The sequence below is a fragment of the Streptomyces sp. NPDC059718 genome (assembly GCF_042733315.1).
Lineage (GTDB): Bacteria > Actinomycetota > Actinomycetes > Streptomycetales > Streptomycetaceae > Actinacidiphila.
In genome coordinates this window covers 1-3,923 of record NZ_JBHWGA010000061.1, presented here as the reverse complement: position 1 = coordinate 3,923, position 3,923 = coordinate 1, and the positions used below count along the sequence as shown (strand labels likewise).

General features: G+C 70.0%; 3 protein-coding genes. All 3 read right to left on the bottom strand.

The features are described 5' to 3' along the window. Positions 1-60: 60 nt before the first annotated feature. The 3 genes from ACFV3E_RS40775 to ACFV3E_RS40765 all read right to left on the bottom strand — a co-directional run bounded on the left by ACFV3E_RS40775 (position 61) and on the right by ACFV3E_RS40765 (position 2,772). Positions 61-1,830 (bottom strand): ParB/RepB/Spo0J family partition protein, encoded by a 1,770-nt coding sequence (locus ACFV3E_RS40775; protein ID WP_500540707.1) that lies wholly within the window; start codon positions 1,828-1,830, stop codon positions 61-63. 85 nt (positions 1,831-1,915) lie between these two features. Further along, entirely contained in the window at positions 1,916-2,470 is a 555-nt protein-coding gene (locus tag ACFV3E_RS40770; protein ID WP_500540705.1) for a hypothetical protein, read from the bottom strand. Between the two features lie 71 nt (positions 2,471-2,541). After that, a complete protein-coding gene (locus ACFV3E_RS40765) occupies positions 2,542-2,772 on the bottom strand; it encodes an Acb2/Tad1 domain-containing protein (RefSeq protein WP_500540703.1) in 231 nt (76 codons plus the stop codon). Positions 2,773-3,923 lie beyond the last annotated feature (1,151 nt).

Genomic DNA, 3,923 nt, shown 5'->3' with positions numbered 1-3,923 from the left:
GCCCCGGGGGGGGCGGGGGGGGGGGGGGCCGGGGGGCGGCCCCCCCCCCCGCCGGGGGCGCTACGCCCCCTGGGCGCCGCTCTCCGGCTCCTCGGCGCCCTCCTCGGCCTCCTGGGCGGCCTCCTGCGGCTCCTCGGTCTCCTCCGGGGCGGGGCTGGCGTCGTCGGCCTCCGGCTTCTCCTCGGCCTCGTCGGCGGCGTCGGCCTCCTCGTCCGGCGCGGCGTCGGCGGGCTCCTCGGCCTCCGGCTCTTCCTCGGCGTCGGCCTCGGGCTGCTCCGTGTCGTCGGCCTCCTCGGCGGGGCCGTCGGCGTCGGCGGGCCCCTCCTCCGGGGTGTCCTCGTCGGCGTCCTCGTCCGGCGCGGCGGCGGTGATGGTGGGCTTCTCGGTGGCGGCCGTGGTGATGCCCTCTTCGTGCTCGGACAGGGTGTAACCCTCGACCTTCAGGAACGCGAGCCAAGCGGCGGCCCCCTCGCTCGGGGACTGCCAAGCCTTGTCCACCATCAGACCCTCGTTCGCTGCGGCCGCGTAGGCCAACAGCAGCATCGGGCGGCGGGCGCGTCCGGCGCGGTTGATGAGCGTGGCGAACGGCGCGGCCCAACCCTCGGGCTCGGCGGACCCGGTGAACTGGGAGATAAGCGCGCTGGGCGCGGTCCGGTTCACCAGCTGCTTGTGGTGGTCCGGGTTGTTCATGATGGTGGTCAGCGTGACCAGCCATGCCGCGTCGCTCATCTGCTTGCGGCCGCACAGTTCCTTGATGAACACCTGGCGGGCCTCGCGCGCGGCTCGGGCCTGCTTGTTCATCGCAACCGTGTGCTTCCGCTTGGTGCGCTCCTCGGCCTTGGCCTTGGCGTCCTCGGCGTCCTTGGCGTCCTTGTGGCCGAGTGCTGCGGCGTTGGTGCAGTAGAACGTGACCTCTCCGTCGCGAGCGACGCGCGCGGCGTGTCCGGGGCACTTGGCGTGAGCCTTGGGCGTGATGCGCCTGCCCGCGCTGGTGGTGAGCGATTCAAGCGGGCGCTCATTGCCGGTCATGCCGCTTCCGTATCCGATCAACTTCACCCCGGCGGCGGTGAGCTTGGCCTTGATGCCCTCGACCTTGATCCGCTCGGCCTTCTCCTGGCGGAGAGTCGCGAGCATCTGTGCCCAGTGCCCGCGCTGCTTCTTGCCTTCGTCCTGGTCCCGCTTCCTGGCGCGGGCCAGCCTGCTAGCGGCGTTGGGCTCGTCCTCGACGTCGGCAAGCTCGGACAGTTCGATCATGTCGAACCCGTATCCGGCGGCCTCGTGCAAATTCGCCTGCTTGAGCGTCCTGGCCTTGTCGGCGGCCTTCAGGAACGTGCGAGGCATGCCCAGCACTCCGGCGGCCTGACGGCGGTCGACTTCGGTTGCGCTGATCAGTTCCAGTTGCGCGATGGCGTTGACGGTGTCGCCTGCGGTCATGGCGCGCCGCTGGGTGTTCTCCACCACCGACAGCAACAGGGCCTGTCCGTCGCTCAAGTCGTCGCGGACGAAAGCGGGGACGGGCCTCGGCTCCGTGCCGTTGGCCTTGGCCTTCTTGGCGGCAGCCTGGGCGGCCTTGGCGCGCCGCTGCCCCTTGATCACTCCGAACCGGCCGTCGCTCAGCGCGCGGACCGTGATCGGGTCCTGGACACCGATGCGCAGAACGGACGCCAACAGCGCGGCGTCGGGCTCGCTGTTGCCCTTCTCCTTGCGGGCGTTCTGCTCGTCGGTGACCAGCTGATCGGGGTGCAGCGCGACAAGTCGGCCCAGCTGCTCAAGGGCGGTGCCGGTCGCCTGCGGCTCGGCGGGGGCGGCGGTGGTCTTCTTCGCGGTCATGTCGGGTGTGCTCCTTGGGTTGGGTGGTGCGTGGTTTGGGATGGGGGCCGGGCGGCGGGGCCAACCGCCGCCCGGCCTGGGGCGGCTACGCGAACTTTTCGTGAGCGATGACGGCGAGCGCGTGAGCGATGACGGTGAGTCCTGCGGCCGTGCGCTCGGGGATGACGATGTCGAAGCGGGGCGCGGGCTCGCTGCCGTGCGGCTGCATGTACAGGTGGCCGGTCGCCTCGTCGACGCCGATCACCTGGGGGCGGACGCGGGGGCCGAACAGTAGGCCGGTCGTCCCGTAGGGGCCGGGCTGGGCGCTCCACGGCGGGCCGAGGATTTCGGCGGCGCCCCGTACGGCGTCAGAGATGGAGAACGGGTGTTCCATGCCGGGCAGGAACGGCGCGCGGCGGTAGTTCATCCCGGTGGCGGCCTGGGGGGTCCCGTCCGGCAGGACGGTCACGACGTCGGACACGTGGTAGGCGACGACGAACCCGGTTCCCTGGGGGGTGGTGGCGCGGTGGGCCATCCTGGCGGCCATGTCCGCCCACACCTGGGGCGCGGCGGGGGTGTGGGCGGTCTCGGCGAGCTTGCCACCGTTCCCGTACGCCTCGATGCGCCAGAAACGGCCGTCCATGGGGTTCTTGGTGGTCATGAGTGGTCCTCTCGCTGGGTGCGGTTCGGGGTGGGGCCGGGCGGCGGGGCTAACCGCCGCCCGGCGGGGTGTCAGTGCTGGCGCGGCACGTACCGGCGGTCAATGGCGGCGTGTGCCCACATGACGGCGGTCTCCACGTGCGTGACCGCCTCGGACTCCTCGCGCGATCCGGGAACGAGCTCGTTGATCAGGGCGGCGAGCGCGTGTGCGGCGCAGCTGATCTCGTTCTTCTTCGCGATGCGCTCGGCGTCGTCGGGGGCGGGGGCGAAACGCTTCGCGATCTCGTCCGGGTTGAGTGCCACTAGGTTCCTCCTGGTGGGTTGTGATCTGGGCCGCCGGTTCGGGGGCCAACCCGTTCCGACATCACGAATAGTACCACGATTAGCGATCTCGTCGGTAGATATCCCCGCAGTACAGGGGCGGTTCTTGGCGTTGCGTGAGCCGTTGCAAAGAGCGTTGCGGCGGCCGTTGCGCGGGCCGTTGCGGCGGCCGTTGCGCACGCTGTGCGGGCGTGACGGTGTTTCTGCTGGTCAGGTGGGGTTTCTGGGTGGGGTGTTGGTCTGACTTCCCCTCTGTGGGGCCTGTCCGCGTGTGTGGGTGTGGGGTGGTGGTGTGGCGGGTGTGGGTGTGGTGGGGCCTCTTGGGTGGCGTTGGGGTGCCGGTGGGGGCGCTGCGCTGTGCTGTGGGGGTGTGGGTGGGGGCCGGGCTGATGGGCCCGGCGTGGTGGTGGCGGGGCGCGGCGGCGTGTCCCGTGGGGTGTCGGCGGGGCGGTGAATTCCCGGTAGGGAATTCCTCTTTCGTGTGATTGTGCGTCAGTTCTGACGTCGTGTCGCGCGTGTTTGTGTACGGTGCAGGCATGGGTGAGTGTGCGCCCGGTAGGGCGCGTGTGCGGGAATTCTGGACGGGTGTCGGCGTCACGTGTTCGGGAATTCTGTGCGCGTGCGGTAATTCCCTTTCAGGGAATTGCATTTCTCTCGGAATGGAGTCGCCGGCTCCGGAATGCCGGGAATTAAAAAACCGGCCTGTAATTCCGGCCGATAGGCCGTCAGAACCGAGCCGGAACGGGCCGCGCATCCGCGCGGCCGCGCCGCGCCGTCGACACGTACCCGAGACACCGTCAACGTCCGCCCCTAGCCCCGGTAGGGGCACCGTCCACCAAAGTCCGACAGGCAGTCAACCTGATACACGCGCGGCCGCGACGGGCCGCGCCCGACCGGGCGGACGCCAACGGCGGCCGCAACGCTGCGCCCGGAATTCCCGCGACACATGCCGCGCCAACGGCGCGGCAATTCCCCAGCAATTCACCACCCCACCACAAGAATTCCCCTACGGGGAATTCACCACGCCCACATAATCGCCGTCAGGCGATTATCAGCAACCACATCTAATTCGCCGTCAGGCGAATTCGGGGCGAATTCCGCCGAAAGGCGGAATTCGAAAGCGGGCTTTAACC